Here is a 17,753-nt window from a genome sequence, read left to right as displayed (position 1 = left end):
CGGGGTGACGTGAGCGCGTTAAGGATCAGGGTGTTCACGTTGGCCGGAATGGCTGTTCAACTTCGCCGGAATACGCACACTGTGCGGTGCAGCGCAGGATTAGACCGGACAGCCCATTCCACCTCGTCCCTTTTGACCCCATCGTTGAGAGGTGCAAGAGACATTACGACCTCCATTGGGGTCCCCTGTGAGAGCATCCCAAGGACTGCCATCTGGCGCTGGGCCTTGAGGGCTTCCTTGTGTGCCTTGTTGGCCTCGATTGCTCGGCGTCGTGCTGCTGCCTCTTCCTCGCGCTTCTTGGCGTCAATCATGGACTGGGCCTGACGCTTCCAGACCTCCACGTTGTCTTGCAGCTCAGGGGCCAAGCGTTGGTCTTGGGCCATCCGGTCGAACAACTCCATGCGCCCCTCTGTGATAGCGATTTGGGCCATAGAGGCGATGGCGTGTTGCTGGGATTCACCCTTGAGAGCCATGACGGATTCCCAGTGTTCCGGTGAGACGTCCCCAGTTGCCCGCAGTTCGTTGGAGGTGTTGTAGACGGCTGCCCGTACCTTCTCACGGGTGTCGTGGGCTGCTGTCATGCTTGCGGTGGTCTTCTCCCGCAGGTAGTCAATCTTCTTGCGGATTTCGCTTTGACGACCGATAGGGGCCTTCTCGATCAGACCATAGAGGTCGTCGATCCCTGCTGCCTTCAGAGAGCCTTCAGGGTCCTTGGCGAAGTCTGAAGGGTCCATCCCCTTGATTGCGTCTTCGTACTTCTCCACGGCAATCGACAGGTCAGCCTGAAGGACCTCTTGGTCTATCTGGTGCTTGTACTTGAGGGACTGCATCCCGAACTCAGCCAGTTTCTCAAGGCCGGACAGTTGACGGGGAGCAGGGGCCACAGACGCTTGATAACGCTGTGCGGTTACTTGGCGGGTCGGTTCAAGGGAACCAAAGCCACTTTGGCGAATAGTCATGTCAGTTTTCTCCTTTAGCGTCGCGCCCCTACGTGAAATCTCGGGGTCAATCCCCCAGACTCTTCCTGAAATTTCACGTAGGAGCGCCAATAGTTGAGTGTGTTGATCGGTCTTACATTCCAGCGCGATTCATTCCGGCCACAGCCAGTTGATCCGCTCGTTCGTTCATCGGGTGGCCGCTGTGTCCCTTCACTTTCTTGAAGGTCACTTGGCGGGTGTTCAGCAGGTCATCCAACTGCTCCCAGCGGTCCTTGTTCTGGACTGGCTTGTTGTCTGCCTTCTTCCATCCCTTCGCTTTCCATCCGGCTAACCACTGGGTCGCCCCATTGATCACATAGGCGGAGTCCGTCAGGACCTCGACCACAGAGCCAGGTTTAAGGAGTGACAGCCCTTGAATTACTGCTTCCAGTTCTCCGGTCTGGTTGGACTCCCCAGCGCCCACGCAGTAGCCGCAGCGTTCAACTTTGCGGCCATCGCTACGGACGGCAAGGAAACCCCAGCCAGCCACTCGGACTGACGCTTTGGTGTGGTTGGTGTTGCAAGCGCCATCAGTGGCGAGTGTGTAGGTGTACTGTTGGGTCATTGGGTGTTCTCTCCGGTGGTCTTGATGTAATGCCTTGCGAGAAGGCGCAGACGGCCTTCATTGCAGTTCAGACGCTTTGCTGTAGTCCGGCAGGCTGCCGCGAAGCTGTCCCCTTGGAGTCTCCGATAGGCGACGCAGAAGAGGGCATGACGGATCTTGGCTTTGCGTATGTGGCTCCAGTTCTCAATGGTGATCATCAGGCGGCCTCCTGTTCGGTTGTCGGGAACAGCTCACGGGCAAGCGCAAGTAGCGACTCTCGGTCTGTCCCGTGGGATTGCATGACGTATCGGTTGATTGCGTTCTGCACCTGACCAGTAGACGGACGGCGGCCAAGGGTCAGAGTGGCGAAGGCTTGGAGGCGCTTCACGAAGTCGCTGGGATGGACAAGAAAGGTTTCATTAGCGGTCATGTTGATAGGTTCCTTCGGTAGAGCAGGGGAGACGCTGGGCCTCCCCCGTGGGTTGCATTAAGCGGTCAGCAGGGCGGCCAGTTTGGCCTTGACCTTCGGAAGGGTCCGCTGGGCATGTTCGCGGCGGTCCTTGTTGTGTTCTTCAGTCGCACGACTCCACCGCTCCAGATCCTTCAGGGCTTCCAGCAGTTCGTCTTGGGTCGGCTCGTGGTACTTGTAGGCGTGATCAAGGCCATGCTCGGAGCCGTTGCGCTCGCAGATAACCAGCCATTCGGTTGCTGCTGCTTTGACCCACTCCTTCGCATTGTTGAAGTCGAAGCGGGTGGCGTAGACCCAAGCGGCCATCTGTTGGTGATCCTCTTCGTAGGCTTCACGGTTGGCCTTGGCCTTCGCTTCAGCAGCCTTGGCCCGTTGGTGACGCTGGGAGGCTTCCATCTGGAGCACTCGGACTTGACCAGAGGACAGGCCAGCCAGTTCAGCCAGTTTGTTGATAAGCGCACGTTGGCCGTTGATTACGTCCAGCAGTTCTTCGGACAGGTCAGCAATGGTGATTTTGTTCATGTCGGATTCCTTGTGTTTGTGTTGAGACTGGCACAGTGGCCCCTCCAGAAGGCCGCAGAGGCTTTCCGGATGGTTGTGGTATGGGGTAACTAGGGGTTAGAGAAAGTGGGTTATTTGATGGATTGCAGGGCGCGACGCAGGCGATCCCATTTGGTCATCGCGGAGTCGTATTCCCCAGCGATACCGTCAGCGATAGCCTCTCGCAGCAGCTTCAAGCCAGACTGGGAGTTAAGCGAGCGGACGCTGTTAATGTCGTTCTGAAGTTCGTTCATCAGGTAGTCGCTGGGCATTCCTACCTGTGCGGCCATGTCGATCATTACCGCTGTTGCATGGGACTGGATTTCCTCCCGACTCATACCGGAAGAAGAGACCACGGAGTCCATCCGGCTTTCGCCTAGACCCAGCAGCTCGTCAGCGTAGAACTCAGCGACTCCACCGCCTCCCAGCGCGTCATTCACAGCGTTCAACCCTGAAAGAATGGCGTCCGGTAGGGACTCGGTGTCGTTGCCTTGGGAGAGCGAGTGATCGTCTTCGTCGTCGAAGAAGTAGTCCTTGAAGTCCTCGGCCTGTGCCTTGGTCATTTCGATCCCATCGAGTTCATAGAGGGCTTCCCCTTGGTCGTTCACGCCGCTGGAGTAGGAGGGCAGGTCGTAGGTCTCCACGCTGAAGCCGTAGTCGGTGGTCTGGTAGTCCATCATTGAGATTCCTCCTTGTTGGTGGTGTACCGCTGGGACAGCTTGGTGATACCTAGCGGGGTCACTCGGGTTTGCTTGGTAACTACGCCGTTTGCTTCGCTGACATTCAGGACGAACAGGCCAGCTTCTAAGTGTTGGACGTAGGGTTCCCACGACTTCCCTTGCTTGAACAGGTAGCCGTCAGCAGCGAGCAGCTTGTTGAATTTCACAGGGCCAAACCCCAGCGCCTTCGCAGTGTCACGCAGGGAACGGGACCCTTCGGTAAACATGAAGCGATCATGGGCTTCAGCCTTGGGAGCCATCAGCTTGTTCTCAGCTTCCAGTTGCTTCAATCGCTGGTACTGGTATTCGATAAACTCCATTGGAGTCATGCTCGCAAGGGACGGCGTTGCGGCTTCTTCCAGTTCACGCAGGCGCTTAACTACAGAGAGACGCAGCTTCACGTCATAGCCAGTGATCAAGGCCATCACTAGGTCTTTATCGAGGCGGTACTCGGGACGCTTCTGTCCGTTTGCATCGAGGTAAGAGCCCGCCTCAAAGTTGAGGAGACCTAATCCGTCAAGCATCACACGGATGTCACGCATTACGTTGTCGTGGCGCTTACCAGTCAGCTCGGCAATCTGGCGGGAAGTCATTGTGATTTGATTGGTGTTCATTGGGTTATTCCTTGTCTTGTTGGGGGACCATAAGTCCTGTCTCGATGAAGTCGTTGTAGGCGTCCATCAGGATCGCGCTCACGACGTCAGTACGGGTCAATGGCTGCCCTGTGTTCTTGCGGTAGAGTTCAACCAGTGCGTCTACCTTGGGGATCATTGGGCGACGAATGGTCACGGTTGTGTGTTGCCGTGGGGCCTTGTAGCCGCTTTCCGGCAGAGAGAAAGAGCGGGTCATAATGTTTCCTTGAGTTATCAGATTGGGGATGAAAGGGAGAGGTCGAGGTGTCCAATACGGTATTCCAAAGAAGAACCCCCAAGGGCAGCCCCCGTGTTAACCACAGGAACTACGCATGGGGGTCTAAGGAATCGCAACCATGACCATCGGTTTCGAGAAAGGCAGCAGAGGAAGAGAGGACCCTGACAGAAACCTCTCTCCATCCTTTGGTCAGGGAAATCCCTGTTACGCTTCCAGCAGAGCGACCGCACAGGCCGGACGCAGGATGTTGTGACCGACGAACATCTTAGCCAGCACGGTGTTACCGACGCGCAGGGGCTCGGGGACCCACTTGGTCACAATGTCGCGCACCTTCACGGTAGCCGCGCAGTCCTTCGTGTAGACCAAGCCAAGCAGCTTGGAGAAGTTCCCACGGTACGCAGCGGTACGGCCAGAGCCACCGTCTTCCACGCTCAGGGGTTCCGGTGAGCCGATCAGGCCGTTGCTTTCGTCTTGGTCCGGCAGGTTGTTGGACTCGAAGATCTTCATACCGGCAATGCGAAGGCCGGTGTCAGCGTTACCGTTGGACTTGTCCTCACCGGTCTGACCCAAGAAACGGTTGTCCAGCCAAGCCATGTTGCCAAGGTCACCTGCCGCATTGGTCAGGGCCTCGAAGTCGTCCGGTTTCAGGACACACACAGGGATACCTGGGACGCTTGCCTTGCGGAACTCGGTACGGGCGCGGTAGATGGCGTCCACGATTTGCTGACCACGGGTCATCGGACGGCCTGCCGCATCGGTTGCTCGCAGGGTAATGTTCTCGGTGAAGGTCTCGTCATCCAGTACGCCGTTCTCACCGAAGCGAGCGATAGCCAGCTCCTTGTTGGTAATGAAGGCAGCGTTGGCGATGGTCCGGAAGACGTTCTTGTCGATCATGTTCGACAGCTCATAGGCCAGCTCACGGGCATAGTGAGAGCGAACCTCGAAGTTGCTCAGGTCTTCGTCTTGTTCTGCCACGAACACAGCAGCCACAGCGACGTCATCGACGGTGACAGTGCGCAGGACGTTCTTAATGCCGCCTGCTTGAATCAGCTCGCCGGGCTTGTGGTACTTCGCATTGTGGCTCATGCCAAGTACAGGGAAATCGAATGCTTTGCCGCCCTTCAGGGTCATCACTCGGGTGGTGCCCAAGGAAACGCATTGATTGCGGAACATCGTCAGGACTTCACCAGCGAACAGCTTCAGGAAGAGTGCTCGGGTATCGCCTTGACCGTTGTTCTGACCTACATGGGTTACGTTTTGAAAAGTCGGGAAAGTGCCGTAAGCAGACATAGTTGTTTTTCCTTGTTGATAGGTGGATGGCCCTTCGGCCAAAGAGAAAGAGGGAAAGGGAGTCAGGACGTAGAAAAAGGGAGCCCGCAGGTTTCCCCACGGGCTGGTCCTTGAATTACGCGCTCTTGGAGCGTTCTCTTACGTCTTAGGTCAGGGAAATCTGGAGGAAGGCGAGAGGGTGTCCGATTTTCCGGATTCCGGATTTTTGGACAGGGGGATCGAGAGGGGGCCCGATTTTCCTGATTCAGGATTTTCGGGCAGGGGGACGCTGGGAGAAAGGGGAGTTACCGATTTTCGGGATTCCCGATTTTCGGTAAGGGGACGCTGGGTTCCCAATTTTCCGGAATCCGGATTTTTGGGAAGGCGGGAGACAGGGGGTCCCCAAACGCCGTAGGGGCTTTTAAGGACCCCAGCCACGTCCATCAGTCATCCAAGTGACGGCGGATCACGTCGGCTGACGGTCGTGTGGAGGCAAAGTGAAGCATAGAGACGACCAGCCCACGGACTTGAGCAGGGTCGGCAGAATCGAAGCTGGACTTCTTCTTCAGGTTCAAGCTGGCTGGCAAGATCATCAGGTTGTCAGGATGGTGGACGCCGCCTCTAGCCAGCGGGTAACAATGATCGACGTGCCAGTCTTTACCTGTACGCTTACGCAGCGCAGCAGCGAACCTGTAGACGGCTTCCAGACGTTTCTGAGAGTCTGGGGACAAGTGGACTAAGGCGTGAGGATGGCGGCGGCGGATAGTGCCTTCAATGTACTTGTGAGGGAAGAGTGCCTCCCTCTCTTGTATCCGCATCCGCTGGCACATGCTGCACGTCCTTGAACTTACAATGCGATGCGCTATGTGCCCTTGCCTGCATGGCTTACCTGTAAAGTAGTGTATGAGCCCCTTAGCCTTTGCCTCAGCTAGTGTGATGATAGGTGTTGTCATTTCTGGTTCCTTCTTGTGTGGCCTGTCCTCAGGTCCTACCCTCTTTCCCGCCATCACGCGCTTGAACCAGCAGCAGGAGAGGCAAGAGGACAGGACACACGACAAGGCGCGTGATTTAGATGAATGGCTGTAGGAGCAGCCGTGTTGAGTCCTCAGGTCAGGGTATTCAGATAGGGCACACAGCGCAGTGGTAAGGTCCGTCATGCGTAGCAGCGGAGTTGGAAGACTCGGGGTGCGCCGATTTTACGGATTCCGCGTTTTCGGCGTACTGCTTGCGGACGTCTTTGACAGTCGATTCGCCCATCTTGAACAGCTTGGCGATTGCATAAGCACTCATGCCTTCCTTGTGCTTCTCCAGAATTGCAGCGTCACGTTTCTCCTTCAGTTGCACAGAGAGGGCTGGGGGAGATCTCGGGGTTGGGATTTTTGCCTCAAGGGCATTTCTCCCAAAGCGGCTTCAGGTCGTCCTCGGGTCCTCTTCCGGTTTCTGGGGCGGTCCCATTTTCCGGAACCTGAAGGATGGACCTCGGGACCTCTTCCGGTTTTCCCCAATTCGGGATTTTCCGGAACCTGAAGGATAGATCTCGGGACTACGCCGGATTTGCCTCAAGGGGCATTTTCGGCGTATCGCAAGGATGGACCTCGGGGGTGTCCAAATGTCGTATCAGCATTTGGCTACCCCTCGGGTGGACCCAAAAGCCGTTGGGACGTTTGGGACCACCTCCAGATGTACCTCGGGGCACATTTTCGGGATTCCCGATTTTGAGCCCCCTCCGGACGGACCTCGGGGTCACGTTTCCCCAGATTGGGATTTTGAGACCCCCTCCAGACAGACCTTGGGGGTTGCTAAAAGGGGGCGTCCCGTTTCGTTACCCCCTTCCGGATTTCCCTGTGCATAGGGGCCACAGGATAAGTACCTACAGATTACTTATAGATAACTCCCTCTCCTTCCCTTGCTTGGATGGACAATGTTGATAGGCGATAAAGGGGAGAGTGGAGGGAGACGCGGGGAGGTGGCCGGATTTGCCCTCGGGGCATTTTCGACCGGTCCTCGGGTCAGACGCTTGGAGGTCGGATTACCGGATTCCGGATTTTCGACCAGTCCCAAGGTCAGTCGCTCATGGTGTTGCATTTTTGCCTCGGGACATTTTGGAACAGGTCATCTCGTTGGGTCTCATAAGGGGCTCGTCATGTTCAGCCAACGGATACTCTCACTTGATCATCCTTACTAGCTATCTGTCCTGAAGTTGTCACTCGGTTGTCCTGGGATGGTCAGTGGGAAGTCTTGAGGAAGCGACAACAGGACAGCCCGTGGGCCATCCTGAAGGAGTCGATTGGTAGACCTTGGGTAGTCTGGAGGTATTGAGTAGCTAGGGAGAAGCAAGCAAGGGAGACCAGAAGAAGCGACAACAGGACAGCCATTGAGGCGTCCTTGGGTAGACCTTGGGTAGTCTCTAGGTAGACCTTGGGTAGTCTTAAAGATACCTATAGTAAGTAGAGTATAGAGAGATAGTATCTAGGGTATCTAATAGATGTCTTATAGTAGTCTTTTAGTATTGGTCTTATGTATCCCCCCTAGGGTCAGGGAAAAGTGACTAGCCCAATTAGCTCCTATTCTGGAAGTCTCTGGAAGGTGTCTTGGGGATGGTCTTGGGGATGGTCGTCGGGAATGCTGGCCTCGGGATGGACCTCGGGGAGTCGTCGGGATGGACCTCGGGGAGTCGTCGGGATGGACCTCGGGATTGACCTCGGGATTGACCTCGGGACAACAAACAGGGGCACTCAGACGAACAAGTCCAGAGTCAGCCCCATAGTCCCCCTCTGCTCCCCTCCAGATAGCCCCTCAGACGCTCTCTGTGCTCACCTTACGCCTTCCCCTATGCAACCCCACAGGCTCACCCCTGCACGATCTCAGAGATCCACAGAGAAAGCCTGAAGACAGCAGGGACAAGGATGGAAGGGAGAAGGGAGGCAAGGAGAAGGGAGGCAAGGAGAAGGGGCCAGAGGGAGACGGCAAGAGACACACGGGCCATCGTCGAGTCCTCCCAAACGAAAAACCCCCAAGGTGTCGCAGTGAACAGCCTCGGGGGTCGATTGAAAGATTCGATCAAAGTGGGTCACTCGATCAGTTCTTTCTATTGGTCAGGGTAAATTAGACTTCTCTAATGTTCATTAAGAAGCTCCTGTTGATAGGTCTTTTCGATGGCTCATGGCTCTACCGATAGACACATTCGATCAACTCACAGCTCGCCTTCATCCTTCATCGCTTTCGCTATCCGGTAGGCTGTAGACCTCCCGATACCCAGCTCCTTAGCGACACCAGCAGGGGACAGGTCGCCTACCTTCAGACGCTCCTTGACCTTCTCTTCGTCCAGTTCCTTCGGTCGGCCCAAGTGCTTCCCTTGCTCCTTGGCCTTGGCTATCCCGTCCATCTGCCGCTCCTTCCTCAGCTCCAGCTCGAACTCAGCGAAGGCTCCCAGCATGGACAGCATCAGGCGGCCCTGTGCGCTCCCTGTGTCAAACGTCTGGTCCAGCACACGGAGGGTCACTCCTTTCTCTTCCAGCTTCTCCACGATAGCCAGAAGGTCAGCGAGAGAACGGCCCAGACGGTCCAGCTTGGTGATCACCACGGTGTCCCCCTCTCGGACATACCCCAGCATGGCTTGGAGTTGCTGACGGTCTTTGGCTGACTTGCCGGACATCTTCTCCTGATAGACCTTCTCAGCTCCAGCCTCGGCCAGTTTGTCCAGTTGAACATCCAGCGATTGACCGACAGACGACACTCGCGCATAACCGATAACCTGTCCCATCACTCTCTCCTACTCAATCCACCAATGCCCAAGCTGTCATAGGGACTTTCCCCGCGTCGTAAAGCCTTCCTGCTGCTATCTCAGCTTTCCGATGGTCAATCGCAGTAATGACCTTCAGTTCCTCTTGGAGGCCCGCAGAGGAAGCCCTATCGAGCATCCTTGGGGCGACTCTTTCCAGTGACTTCCTGCTCTTGAATCGGCGTAGTCTGATAACCAAGTCAATCATTCGGAAACCTCCTTCATCTTCTCCCAAGCGAATCGCCAGCAATCAACAAAGCCAGCGATTGTATAACTTGATCCCTCCATGTGCAGCCTGTAGATTCCCCTTCCGAGTGGTTCCATCTTCATCATTACTCTCCCCAGAGTTGATAGGTGATTCGCTCAGGCTTCCCCTAGTTGGCGCTAAGGGAAGCCACCCTCTTAGCAGTTGCGGAAGTAGTAGGTGTCTGACCTCACGAACTCCCCGTTAAGCTCCATGTCCCTCGCTACGGCCTGCCAGTCAATGTACCCACGGGCAGCCGCTGGGATTGCCTCAAGTAGTCCTCCTTCCTCCCATTGCTCCATCGCCATGTCCTCGTCACTGTCCCAGGAACCCATGTAGCGGTCCTGAATCTCTTCTGGTGCAATCTCACAGGCCAGTCCTGCCGCCAGTACCTCGGGCTCACAGTCCACCTCCAGCAGTTCCTCCAGAGCCATCCAGTCAAAGCTCCCGTACTTGTGCAGGCAGTGAGAGGCCAGCCCTTCAGCATCCTGACAGTCCCAGTCTTGGGTCATCAGCTCGGCCACGTCTGCCGGTTCCATCCCAAGGGACTCTAGGTAGTCGCTCAGACCCCCAGCGTTAACGACCTCTTCAGCGTCAATCCAGCAGCCGTAGTCGATGCGGAACCAGTGGATGTAGACGTTGTGTTCTCCCATCCCAGCGGTATCCAGCACAGCCACACAGCGGTTGATGAAGGCTTGGTCCTCCAGTCGCTTCAGTTCTTCTTCACGTTGACGAATGGTTTCACGCAGAGAGGCAACTTGAGCGCGTGTCTTGCAGTAGCAGAGGTCGCCAGTCATCAGCTTGATGGAGGTCCGCAGGTCAGCAGCACGGGATTCAATGTTCATCGCAGTGTCTCCTTATGTCTAAGTGGTTACGGGACTGTACTTTAGAGACGTTTTTTGGACGGGTCAATACCCTGCTATAAATTTTTCTTGGAAGGTATACCTAATGGGACGCAGGGACAGGCAGAGAGACACAGCAGGAGGCGATAGGAAGACGCAGGGGCTCGCCTATGTGTTAGCAATGGGATGGCTTGGGGTATGGAGAAGGAGAGGCGCAGGCAGGCGCTCAGGTGGTGACAGGAAGAGGACGGCAGGGCTGTCTGGTGGCTGGTTCTTGTGGGGGGGTACGGGGGGAAATCGCGGGCGTTAAATCACTGAAGAGGACGTTCAGATTTTTTCCAGAATTTACCAAGGGTCAGACTCAAAGCTGACCCCAAGTAACCCTCCGGCCTTCCCAGCGTCTTCACACACTCTCGAACCTCGGGCCTGTCTTCCAGCCCTGCACACGGCCAGACCGCTTGTTCACCTTGCGATACACACCGCCCAGCAGTATCTCCCACACACTCCCATTCTCTCCCAGCACGGGGAATACCAGCCCTTCAGCAACCCCCAGCCCAGCCTCCACGCATACCAGAGTTTTACGCTCGGTCATCATTTCCGCTTACTCCGCTTGATACGACTCGGCCTTGGCTTCCGCTTCTTCTTCGGTGCCCGTGTGTCGTCGATAATGACGCAGTGATTGGAACCTCCTGCCAGCTCTAGGAGGGCAGGGAGTAGGGCCAAATCCACGTCATTCAGTCCGGATTGCTCGGGGTTCGCTAGGGCTTCCTGTATGCGCTCAACGTCGAACGTGATCTTCATGACTGCCCCCTCACGAACAGAGCCTTCAGCTTCTCAAGGGCGCTCCTGTTGTGTTCTTGGCTGGCCTTCTGGCTGGCTTCCCATTCCTCCGGTGTCCTGTTGACCCTCTTCCGGTCGAACATGGCGAACTTATCCACAGACGAAGAAACGGGAGCGTGATCCTTGTTACTTTGTTTCTGTTTAAAAGAAGTCGAAGACTTAGCCGGACGCTTGGTGCTGGGGGTACGGAAAAGGGCTAGGAGTGCCGACCCGATGCGGTACACAGAGGCCAGATTCCAGTTGGCTATCTGGGCGTGTTTCCGAAACTCGGTCTTGAAGAAGCTGATGGCCTCCAGACGACGCAGAGAGTTACGGACTGTGCGGGTGGTGCAACCGATACCCTCAGCGATGGTCCGCAGGTAGAGACTCGCAGCCCAGCCTTGGGCCTTGTTCAGGTGTCGTGCGATGAAGAGGGCGACTTCTTTGGTGTAGTGGGTCCCGAAGGTGGACACTGGTTGCTTGGCTATGGTGGCGACAAGCTGATCACTGTGTTGTAGAATGGGGGATGCCATTTGGTCTGCCTCATGGTATGAAAAACACTATGAGCAGTCACTTAACCAATTGATTTATAAGGTTTTACGTAAATGGTAGTGGATCAGCAAGACCAAATCCGCCAGGATCAAGCCCATCTTGAAGCCGTAGTTGCCGAGGCCCTGGAGATTGCCAAGGGACTGGGCGCCGGGCTTGCCGAAGTCTCCATCAGCAAGCAGACCGGGTTGTCGGTGAACACCCGGGGTTGTGAACTGGAAAGCATCGAATTCAACAAGGACGGGGCGCTCGGCATCGCCGTCTATCGCGATGGCTGCAAGGGTTCCTCCTCCACCACGGATCTGAGCCCGTCAGCCATTCGTGCCGCCGTCGAAGCGGCCATGGAGATTGCCCGGCACACCTCGCCAGATGCTTGCGCCGGTCTGGCTGATGCCGAGCTGCTGGCCTGGGACGCCCCGGATCTGCAACTGTGTCATCCGATCGAGCTGGATCCGCAGCGCGGCATCGAACTGGCCATCGAATGTGAACGACTGGCGCTGGGCCGCGATACCCGCATCAAGCACTCCGACGGCGCCGGTTTCTCCAGTCACCTCGGCATCAAGGTGTATGGTAACAGCCATGGCTTCGTCAAAGGCTACGCGGCATCGCGCAACTCCCTGAGCTGCGTGCTGATCGGCGAGCAGGACGGCGACATGCAGCGCGATTACGGCTACTCCTCCAGCCGTACCTTGGACGGGCTCTGGAGCCCGCAGCGCATCGCCGACGAGGCGGTGGAGCGCACCCTCTCTCGTCTGGGGGCCCGCAAGATCAGCACTCGCCACGCTCCCGTGCTGTTCCATCCCGATACGGCGGCCGGTCTGTGGGGTCATCTGGTGATGGCCATCAGCGGTGGCAATCTCTACCGCAAGTCGAGCTTCCTGCTCGACAAATTGGGCAAGCAGATCCTGCCCGAGTGGCTCACCATCCAGGAGTTCCCCCACCTGTTGGGGGGGCTCGCCAGTACTCCGTTCGATGGCGAAGGCGTGCTGACCCGCGACATGGACATAGTGCGCAATGGCGAGCTGATGAGCTGGCTACTTACCTCCTACTCGGCCCGCAAGCTGGGGCTCACCACCACGGGCCACGCCGGCGGCATCCACAACTGGCAGGTTTCCAGCACCGGTCAGGATTTCAATGGCATGCTCAAGGAGATGGGCACCGGCCTGCTGGTGACCGAACTGATGGGGCAGGGGGTCAATATCGTCAATGGGGACTACTCCCGCGGTGCTGCCGGTTTCTGGGTGGAGAACGGCGAGATAGCCTATCCGGTCGAAGAGATCACCATCGCCGGCAATCTGGCCGAGATGTTCAGCCATATCGTGGCGGTGGGCAGCGACGAAGATGAGCGCTCCAGCCTCAAGACCGGCTCGGTGCTGGTCGAGAGTATGAAGCTGGCCGGCCACTGATCCCGGCATCAGCGGATTGCAGCCATGAAAAAGGCCCCTCGCAGTGCGAGGGGCCTTTTTGTATCGGCGTGCGCAGGGGCGGCAATCAGCCCTTGATGCGCTCGATGCGGCCGCCGAGGCCTTGCAGCTTGTGCTCGATGTCTTCGTAGCCACGGTCGATGTGGTAGATGCGATCGACGATGGTGGAGCCTTCGGCGACGAAGCCGGCCAGCACCAGACTGGCGGAGGCGCGCAGGTCGGTCGCCATCACCTGGGCACCCTTGAGCTGCTGGGTGTCGCGGCAGATGGCCACATTGCCCTGCAGTTCGATGTCGGCGCCCATCCGCACCAGCTCGGGTACGTGCATGAAACGGTTCTCGAAGATGGTCTCGGTGACCATGCCGGTGCCCTTGGCCACCGCGTTCAGCACGGTGAACTGGGCCTGCATGTCAGTCGGGAAGGCCGGGTAGGGGGCGGTTTTGATGGTGACCGGCTTGAGGGTACGGCCAGTCATGTCGAGGGTGATCCAGTCTTCACCCTTCTCAATCAGGGCGCCAGCCTCTTCCAGCTTGACCAGTACCGCTTCCAGCAGGGTCGGGTCTGTCTTGCGGCAGGTGATCTTGCCGCCGGTGACCGCTGCACCCACCAGGAAGGTACCGGTTTCGATACGGTCGGGCTGGACGCTGTAGCTGCCGCCATGCAGACGCTCGACACCGTCGATGGTCAGGGTGTCGGTGCCCGCGCCCTGGATCTTGGCGCCCAGCGCATTGAGGAAGTTGGCCAGGTCGACCACTTCCGGCTCGCGCGCGGCGTTTTCGATCACGGTGCGGCCGTCAGCCAGGGTGGCGGCCATCATCAGGTTCTCGGTACCGGTGACGGAGACCATGTCCATCAGGATGTGGGCACCCTTCAGGCGGCCGTCGACACGGGCCTTGATGTAACCATCCTCGATGGCAATCTTGGCGCCCATCAGCTCCAGACCGTGCACGTGCAGGTTGACCGGACGGGCACCGATGGCGCAGCCACCGGGCAGGGAGACGTCAGCCGCGCCGAAACGGGCGGCCAGCGGGCCCAGCGCCAGGATGGAGGCGCGCATGGTCTTTACCAGCTCATAGGGGGCGACATGGTTGTTCACCGCACCGGTCAGCACGGTGACGTTGCCGTTCACCTTGGTGGTGGCACCCAGCATCTCCAGCAGCTTGATGGTGGTACCCACGTCTTTCAGGCGCGGCACGTTGGAGAGGTGGATCTCCTCATCACACAGCAGGGTGGCGAACAGGATCGGCAGAGCGGCGTTCTTGGCGCCAGAGATGGTCACTTCGCCGTTGAGAGTACAACGACCATCGATCTTGAATTTGTCCATTTACGTTTGATACCAAATCAGGAGGGCAGTAGGAATTTACGTTCGCGTTTCCACTCGGCATCGGTAAAAGCCTTGATGGAGAGTGCGTGAATGGCGTTGCTGGCGATCTTGTCCATCAGCGGGGCATAGATGGCCTGTTGCTTCTTGACCCGGCTCATGCCGTCAAACATGTCGCCGACGGCGATCACTTGGTAGTGACTGCCGTCCCCTTTGACATGGACTTCGGACAATGGCAGAGCCTCGAGGAGTATCGCTTCAATTTCAGAGACTTGCATTATGCGTCCTCAGTTGTGAGCGGGGTTGACTGAAACAATCCGGCCACCCCGTAGAGGTTGGCTAGGGTATAAAAATCAGTGGAGGCGCCCACCAGTTGCGGTGTGGCGCCTCGTGCCAATGCGGCTTTGGCCCATTTGACCAGCAGGGCAAGCCCTGCCGAATCCAGGGTGCTAACATCGCTAAGCTCGATCTGGTCTTCCTGCCACCAGTCGGCCCGCCGTTGCCACAACTCAACGACCTGGGTCGCCTGCAGCTCGCCGCTCAGTCTCATTTCTTGAGCACCAGCGGCTTGGCATTGTGGGCGCGCAGCTGGGCGATCACCGCATCGATGCCGTTCTGGCGGATGAGGCCGCCCAGCTCGTTCTGCTTGGCAGAGAGCAGGCTGATCCCTTCGGCGACCATGTCGAAGGCTTTCCATTCGCCGGTCTTGTTGTTCTTGCGCAGTTTGAACTCGAGGAAGATGTCCGGCTTGCCGGCCTCTTTCACGCTGACGTTGACCGCGGTGATGTTGCTGTCACCGGCGGCCTTGCCCGGCTCGACCTTGACGGTCTGCTTGTCGAAATGGGCCAGGGCGTCGGCGTAGGAGCTCACCATGTACTCGGTGAACACCTCGACGAAGGCGTCACGCTGGGCCGGGGTGGTCTGCTTGATCTGGTTGCCGAGCACCTTGTAGGCGGCGAAGCGGTTGTCCACGTAGGGCAGCAGCTCTTCGCGGATGATCACCCGCAGGTGATCCGGATTGCTCTTCACCTGAGCCTGATCGGCCTTCAGGCGGGCGAAGGTCTGCTTGGCCGCCTGATCCACCAGGGCATAGGGATCGGTGGCATCGGTGGCTTGCGCGGTCAGGGAAAACAGTATGCTGGTCATCAGGCCCAGCAGCAGGGCGATCTTCTTGAACATGGTTACTCCTTACTTGCTGTCTGATTTGGTGTCGGAAGACTGGCTGTAGAGGAACTTTCCAATCAGGTCTTCCAGCACAATGGCGGATTTGGTGTCTTCAATCATGTCGCCATCCTTGAGCATGCTGGTGCCCATCTCCTCATCGGTAAAGCCGGGCATCAGGCCTATGTACTGCTCGCCGAGCAGCCCCGAAGTCAGGATGGAGAGGGTACTGGTCTCGGAGAACTCGCCGGCGCTCTTTTGCATCTGCAAAGAGACGATCGGCACCTGGCTCTTGGCGTCCAGAGTGATGTCGCTGACCCGACCGACCACCACGCCGCCCACCTTGACCGGTGAGCGTACTTTCAGGCCGCCGATATTATCGAAATGGGCGCGCAGGGTATAGGTTTCTCCTTCCGGTTTGAAACTCAAACCTGCCACTTGCAGTGCCAACGCCAGAATGGCACCGATGCCGGCCAGCATGAAAGCGCCAACCAGGAATTCTACTTTGCTGAACTTCATCTTTACCTTATCCAAACATGACTGCGGTGAGTATAAAATCCAGGCCGAGCACGGCCAGGGAGGAGTGGACCACGGTACGGGTCGTGGCCTGACTGATCCCGGCCGAGGTCGGCTTGGCATCATAACCGTTAAAGAGCGCAATCCAGGTGACCACCAGAGCAAAGATCAGACTCTTGATGGCCCCTTGCATGATGTCATCCTGCCAGTCGACGGAGGCCTGCATGGCGGACCAGAAGCTGCCTTCGTCCACCCCCAGCCAGTCCACACCGACCAGCTTGCCGCCAAAGATGCCGATCAGGCTGAACATGAAGGCCAGCAGCGGCATGCTGATGACCCCGGCCCAGAAGCGCGGCGCGACGACCCGGCGCAGCGGATCCACCGCCATCATCTCCAGGCTGGAGAGCTGTTCGGTGGCCTTCATCAGGCCAATTTCGGCGGTGAGGGCCGAGCCGGCGCGGCCGGCAAACAGCAGCGCGGTCACCACGGGGCCCAGCTCCCGCAGCAGAGAGAGGGAGACCAGCGGCCCCAGACTCTGCTCGGCACCGAAGTCCTTCAGTACGTTGTAGCCCTGCAACGAGAGCACCATGCCGATGAACAGGCCCGACACCAGAATGATGGCGACCGACTGCACCCCGACCACATACAACTGCTGCACCAGCAGCGGGAAGTGCTTGCGCGGCGCAGGTTTGCCCGCCAACGCGTGAAACAACATGATGGTGGCGCGGCCGATGGCGCTGATGAATCGCACCCCGCTTCGCCCCAGTTTGCTTACCTGGCTTGTCAACATCAGAGATCCTGTAGCAGGTCGCCTGCCGGAAAATGAAACGGAACAGGACCGTCGGGCAATCCTTTCAGGAACTGCTCGACCTCGGGATTGTGCTCCTCGCGCAGCTGTGCCGGCGTGCCGTGCGCCACCACCTTGCGGTTGGCGATGATATAGGCGTAGTCGGCAATGCTGAGCACCTCTTTCACGTCATGGGTGACGATGACGGAGGTGATGCCGAGGGCATCGTTCATATCCTTGATGAGCTTCACCAGCACCGCCATGGTGATGGGATCCTGGCCGACGAACGGCTCGTCATACATGATGAGGTCCGGATCCAGCGCGATGGAACGGGCCAGCGCCGCGCGCCGGGCCATGCCGCCGGAGAGCTCGGACGGCATCAGTCTTGCCGCGCCGCGCAGGCCCACCGCCTGCAGCTTCATCATGACGATGGTGTGGATCAGCTCCTCGGGCAGGCCGGAGTGCTCACGCAGCGGGAAGGCCACGTTGTCGTACACAGTCATGCCGGTAAACAGGGCGCCGCTCTGGAACAGCATGCTCATCCGCTTGCGCACCTCGTACAGGCGCGAGCGAGAGAGGGTGGGGATATCTTCCCCGTCAAACAGGATATGACCGGATTCGGGCTTGAGCTGGCCGCCGATCAACCGCAGCAAGGTGGTCTTGCCGATGCCGCTGGGGCCCATGACCGCAGTGACCTTGCCACGGGGAATGGTCAGGTTTATCCCGTCGTATAACAGCCGATCTCCGTGACTGAAGGTCAGGTCGGAGATGGTGATCAGGTCATCGTTCAAACAATTGTCCATCCGGTGTAAATGAAGAGCGAATTTTATGGGCTAGTCTAGGTCTAAGCAACAGCAAGGAACAACTATTGAACAGCCTGCCTGTCCAGACGCGCGACAGTTTTTTGTAACCAATTGTCTC

22 protein-coding genes are annotated in these 17,753 nt (G+C 57.8%); 1 reads left to right on the top strand and 21 read right to left on the bottom strand.

Features of this window, described 5'->3' with window-relative positions; translation table 11 throughout:
- Nucleotides 1-56: 56 nt before the first annotated feature.
- From PG899_RS09250 to PG899_RS09185, 14 genes are all read right to left on the bottom strand, one after another.
- On the bottom strand, nucleotides 57-959 hold the full coding sequence (locus PG899_RS09250; protein ID WP_270697342.1) for a hypothetical protein: 903 nt from the start codon (nucleotides 957-959) through the stop codon (nucleotides 57-59).
- 112 nt (nucleotides 960-1,071) lie between these two features.
- Entirely contained in the window at nucleotides 1,072-1,542 is a 471-nt protein-coding gene (locus PG899_RS09245; RefSeq protein WP_190283805.1) for a ribonuclease H family protein, read from the bottom strand.
- Complete coding sequence (locus PG899_RS09240; protein WP_190283804.1) at nucleotides 1,539-1,739, bottom strand: hypothetical protein; 201 nt, start codon at nucleotides 1,737-1,739, stop codon at nucleotides 1,539-1,541. Before PG899_RS09240 ends, PG899_RS09245 begins: the two co-directional genes overlap by 4 nt.
- Nucleotides 1,739-1,951: a hypothetical protein gene (locus PG899_RS09235; RefSeq protein WP_024945729.1), complete on the bottom strand. Its 213-nt coding sequence runs from the start codon at nucleotides 1,949-1,951 to the stop codon at nucleotides 1,739-1,741. Before PG899_RS09235 ends, PG899_RS09240 begins: the two co-directional genes overlap by 1 nt.
- A gap of 57 nt (nucleotides 1,952-2,008) precedes the next feature.
- Complete coding sequence (locus tag PG899_RS09230; RefSeq protein ID WP_190283803.1) at nucleotides 2,009-2,512, bottom strand: hypothetical protein; 504 nt, start codon at nucleotides 2,510-2,512, stop codon at nucleotides 2,009-2,011.
- 110 nt (nucleotides 2,513-2,622) lie between these two features.
- Nucleotides 2,623-3,210 carry a hypothetical protein gene (locus tag PG899_RS09225; protein WP_232105271.1) on the bottom strand — a complete coding sequence of 196 codons (588 nt, stop codon included), beginning with the start codon at nucleotides 3,208-3,210 and terminating at the stop codon, nucleotides 2,623-2,625.
- Entirely contained in the window at nucleotides 3,207-3,863 is a 657-nt protein-coding gene (locus PG899_RS09220; RefSeq protein ID WP_190283802.1) for a Rha family transcriptional regulator, read from the bottom strand. Before PG899_RS09220 ends, PG899_RS09225 begins: the two co-directional genes overlap by 4 nt.
- 4 nt (nucleotides 3,864-3,867) lie before the next feature.
- Entirely contained in the window at nucleotides 3,868-4,098 is a 231-nt protein-coding gene (locus PG899_RS09215) for a hypothetical protein (RefSeq protein WP_109422082.1), read from the bottom strand.
- 225 nt (nucleotides 4,099-4,323) lie between these two features.
- Nucleotides 4,324-5,409: a capsid protein gene (locus PG899_RS09210; RefSeq protein ID WP_190283801.1), complete on the bottom strand. Its 1,086-nt coding sequence runs from the start codon at nucleotides 5,407-5,409 to the stop codon at nucleotides 4,324-4,326.
- A gap of 1,098 nt (nucleotides 5,410-6,507) precedes the next feature.
- Nucleotides 6,508-6,732 carry a helix-turn-helix domain-containing protein gene (locus tag PG899_RS09205; protein ID WP_269150387.1) on the bottom strand — a complete coding sequence of 75 codons (225 nt, stop codon included), beginning with the start codon at nucleotides 6,730-6,732 and terminating at the stop codon, nucleotides 6,508-6,510.
- A 1,849-nt stretch (nucleotides 6,733-8,581) separates the two neighbouring features.
- Nucleotides 8,582-9,151: a recombinase family protein gene (locus PG899_RS09200; RefSeq protein ID WP_114522673.1), complete on the bottom strand. Its 570-nt coding sequence runs from the start codon at nucleotides 9,149-9,151 to the stop codon at nucleotides 8,582-8,584.
- A 13-nt stretch (nucleotides 9,152-9,164) separates the two neighbouring features.
- Nucleotides 9,165-9,377 (bottom strand): Hha/YmoA family nucleoid-associated regulatory protein, encoded by a 213-nt coding sequence (locus PG899_RS09195; RefSeq protein WP_190283800.1) that lies wholly within the window; start codon nucleotides 9,375-9,377, stop codon nucleotides 9,165-9,167.
- Between the two features lie 194 nt (nucleotides 9,378-9,571).
- Nucleotides 9,572-10,258 carry an antirestriction protein ArdA gene (locus tag PG899_RS09190; protein ID WP_270697341.1) on the bottom strand — a complete coding sequence of 229 codons (687 nt, stop codon included), beginning with the start codon at nucleotides 10,256-10,258 and terminating at the stop codon, nucleotides 9,572-9,574.
- A 794-nt stretch (nucleotides 10,259-11,052) separates the two neighbouring features.
- Nucleotides 11,053-11,607, bottom strand: a complete 555-nt coding sequence (locus PG899_RS09185; RefSeq protein WP_190283799.1) for a hypothetical protein — start codon at nucleotides 11,605-11,607, stop codon at nucleotides 11,053-11,055.
- 78 nt (nucleotides 11,608-11,685) lie between these two features.
- Here PG899_RS09185 and pmbA point away from each other — a divergent pair, with 78 nt between their 5' ends.
- Nucleotides 11,686-13,029, top strand: a complete 1,344-nt coding sequence (gene pmbA / locus PG899_RS09180) for a metalloprotease PmbA (RefSeq protein WP_011707624.1) — start codon at nucleotides 11,686-11,688, stop codon at nucleotides 13,027-13,029.
- A gap of 85 nt (nucleotides 13,030-13,114) precedes the next feature.
- Here pmbA and murA read toward each other — a convergent pair whose 3' ends face one another.
- From murA to mlaF, 7 genes are read right to left on the bottom strand one after another with little or no spacing between them, the layout of a single operon-like run.
- Nucleotides 13,115-14,371 (bottom strand): UDP-N-acetylglucosamine 1-carboxyvinyltransferase, encoded by a 1,257-nt coding sequence (murA, locus tag PG899_RS09175; protein ID WP_011707623.1) that lies wholly within the window; start codon nucleotides 14,369-14,371, stop codon nucleotides 13,115-13,117.
- Nucleotides 14,372-14,388: 17 nt separating this feature from the next.
- Nucleotides 14,389-14,646 carry a BolA family iron metabolism protein IbaG gene (ibaG, locus tag PG899_RS09170; protein WP_005306001.1) on the bottom strand — a complete coding sequence of 86 codons (258 nt, stop codon included), beginning with the start codon at nucleotides 14,644-14,646 and terminating at the stop codon, nucleotides 14,389-14,391.
- Entirely contained in the window at nucleotides 14,646-14,918 is a 273-nt protein-coding gene (locus tag PG899_RS09165) for an STAS domain-containing protein (protein WP_077095258.1), read from the bottom strand. The genes ibaG and PG899_RS09165 overlap by 1 nt, the downstream gene beginning before the upstream one ends.
- Complete coding sequence (mlaC, locus tag PG899_RS09160; RefSeq protein WP_043160671.1) at nucleotides 14,915-15,547, bottom strand: phospholipid-binding protein MlaC; 633 nt, start codon at nucleotides 15,545-15,547, stop codon at nucleotides 14,915-14,917. The genes PG899_RS09165 and mlaC overlap by 4 nt, the downstream gene beginning before the upstream one ends.
- Before the next feature lie 9 nt (nucleotides 15,548-15,556).
- On the bottom strand, nucleotides 15,557-16,048 hold the full coding sequence (gene mlaD, locus PG899_RS09155) for an outer membrane lipid asymmetry maintenance protein MlaD (protein WP_011707620.1): 492 nt from the start codon (nucleotides 16,046-16,048) through the stop codon (nucleotides 15,557-15,559).
- Nucleotides 16,049-16,055: 7 nt separating this feature from the next.
- Nucleotides 16,056-16,835 carry a lipid asymmetry maintenance ABC transporter permease subunit MlaE gene (mlaE, locus tag PG899_RS09150; RefSeq protein ID WP_011707619.1) on the bottom strand — a complete coding sequence of 260 codons (780 nt, stop codon included), beginning with the start codon at nucleotides 16,833-16,835 and terminating at the stop codon, nucleotides 16,056-16,058.
- On the bottom strand, nucleotides 16,835-17,635 hold the full coding sequence (gene mlaF / locus PG899_RS09145) for a phospholipid ABC transporter ATP-binding protein MlaF (protein WP_011707618.1): 801 nt from the start codon (nucleotides 17,633-17,635) through the stop codon (nucleotides 16,835-16,837). Before mlaF ends, mlaE begins: the two co-directional genes overlap by 1 nt.
- Between the last annotated feature and the right edge of the window lie 118 nt (nucleotides 17,636-17,753).

The sequence above is a fragment of the Aeromonas sp. QDB39 genome, from assembly GCF_027707585.1.
Classification (GTDB): Bacteria; Pseudomonadota; Gammaproteobacteria; order Enterobacterales; family Aeromonadaceae; genus Aeromonas; species Aeromonas hydrophila.
Note: the sequence above shows the minus strand (reverse complement) of the source record. Positions and strands in the feature narration are given on the sequence as shown.

Excerpts from the sequence above, each read along its gene's own strand:
- mlaD (WP_011707620.1), bottom strand. The coding sequence starts at position 16,048 with ATGAAGTTCAGCAAAGTAGAATTCCTGGTTGGCGCTTTCATGCTGGCC.
- PG899_RS09230 (WP_190283803.1), bottom strand. The coding sequence starts at position 2,512 with ATGAACAAAATCACCATTGCTGACCTGTCCGAAGAACTGCTGGACGTA.
- PG899_RS09195 (WP_190283800.1), bottom strand. The coding sequence starts at position 9,377 with ATGATTGACTTGGTTATCAGACTACGCCGATTCAAGAGCAGGAAGTCA.
- PG899_RS09165 (WP_077095258.1), bottom strand. The coding sequence starts at position 14,918 with ATGAGACTGAGCGGCGAGCTGCAGGCGACCCAGGTCGTTGAGTTGTGG.
- PG899_RS09200 (WP_114522673.1), bottom strand. The coding sequence starts at position 9,151 with ATGGGACAGGTTATCGGTTATGCGCGAGTGTCGTCTGTCGGTCAATCG.
- PG899_RS09185 (WP_190283799.1), bottom strand. The coding sequence starts at position 11,607 with ATGGCATCCCCCATTCTACAACACAGTGATCAGCTTGTCGCCACCATA.
- PG899_RS09210 (WP_190283801.1), bottom strand. The coding sequence starts at position 5,409 with ATGTCTGCTTACGGCACTTTCCCGACTTTTCAAAACGTAACCCATGTA.
- murA (WP_011707623.1), bottom strand. The coding sequence starts at position 14,371 with ATGGACAAATTCAAGATCGATGGTCGTTGTACTCTCAACGGCGAAGTG.
- PG899_RS09215 (WP_109422082.1), bottom strand. The coding sequence starts at position 4,098 with ATGACCCGCTCTTTCTCTCTGCCGGAAAGCGGCTACAAGGCCCCACGG.
- PG899_RS09225 (WP_232105271.1), bottom strand. The coding sequence starts at position 3,210 with ATGATGGACTACCAGACCACCGACTACGGCTTCAGCGTGGAGACCTAC.
- mlaE (WP_011707619.1), bottom strand. The coding sequence starts at position 16,835 with ATGTTGACAAGCCAGGTAAGCAAACTGGGGCGAAGCGGGGTGCGATTC.
- mlaF (WP_011707618.1), bottom strand. The coding sequence starts at position 17,635 with ATGGACAATTGTTTGAACGATGACCTGATCACCATCTCCGACCTGACC.
- ibaG (WP_005306001.1), bottom strand. The coding sequence starts at position 14,646 with ATGCAAGTCTCTGAAATTGAAGCGATACTCCTCGAGGCTCTGCCATTG.
- mlaC (WP_043160671.1), bottom strand. The coding sequence starts at position 15,547 with ATGTTCAAGAAGATCGCCCTGCTGCTGGGCCTGATGACCAGCATACTG.
- PG899_RS09235 (WP_024945729.1), bottom strand. The coding sequence starts at position 1,951 with ATGACCGCTAATGAAACCTTTCTTGTCCATCCCAGCGACTTCGTGAAG.
- PG899_RS09245 (WP_190283805.1), bottom strand. The coding sequence starts at position 1,542 with ATGACCCAACAGTACACCTACACACTCGCCACTGATGGCGCTTGCAAC.
- PG899_RS09240 (WP_190283804.1), bottom strand. The coding sequence starts at position 1,739 with ATGATCACCATTGAGAACTGGAGCCACATACGCAAAGCCAAGATCCGT.
- PG899_RS09220 (WP_190283802.1), bottom strand. The coding sequence starts at position 3,863 with ATGAACACCAATCAAATCACAATGACTTCCCGCCAGATTGCCGAGCTG.
- PG899_RS09190 (WP_270697341.1), bottom strand. The coding sequence starts at position 10,258 with ATGAACATTGAATCCCGTGCTGCTGACCTGCGGACCTCCATCAAGCTG.
- PG899_RS09250 (WP_270697342.1), bottom strand. The coding sequence starts at position 959 with ATGACTATTCGCCAAAGTGGCTTTGGTTCCCTTGAACCGACCCGCCAA.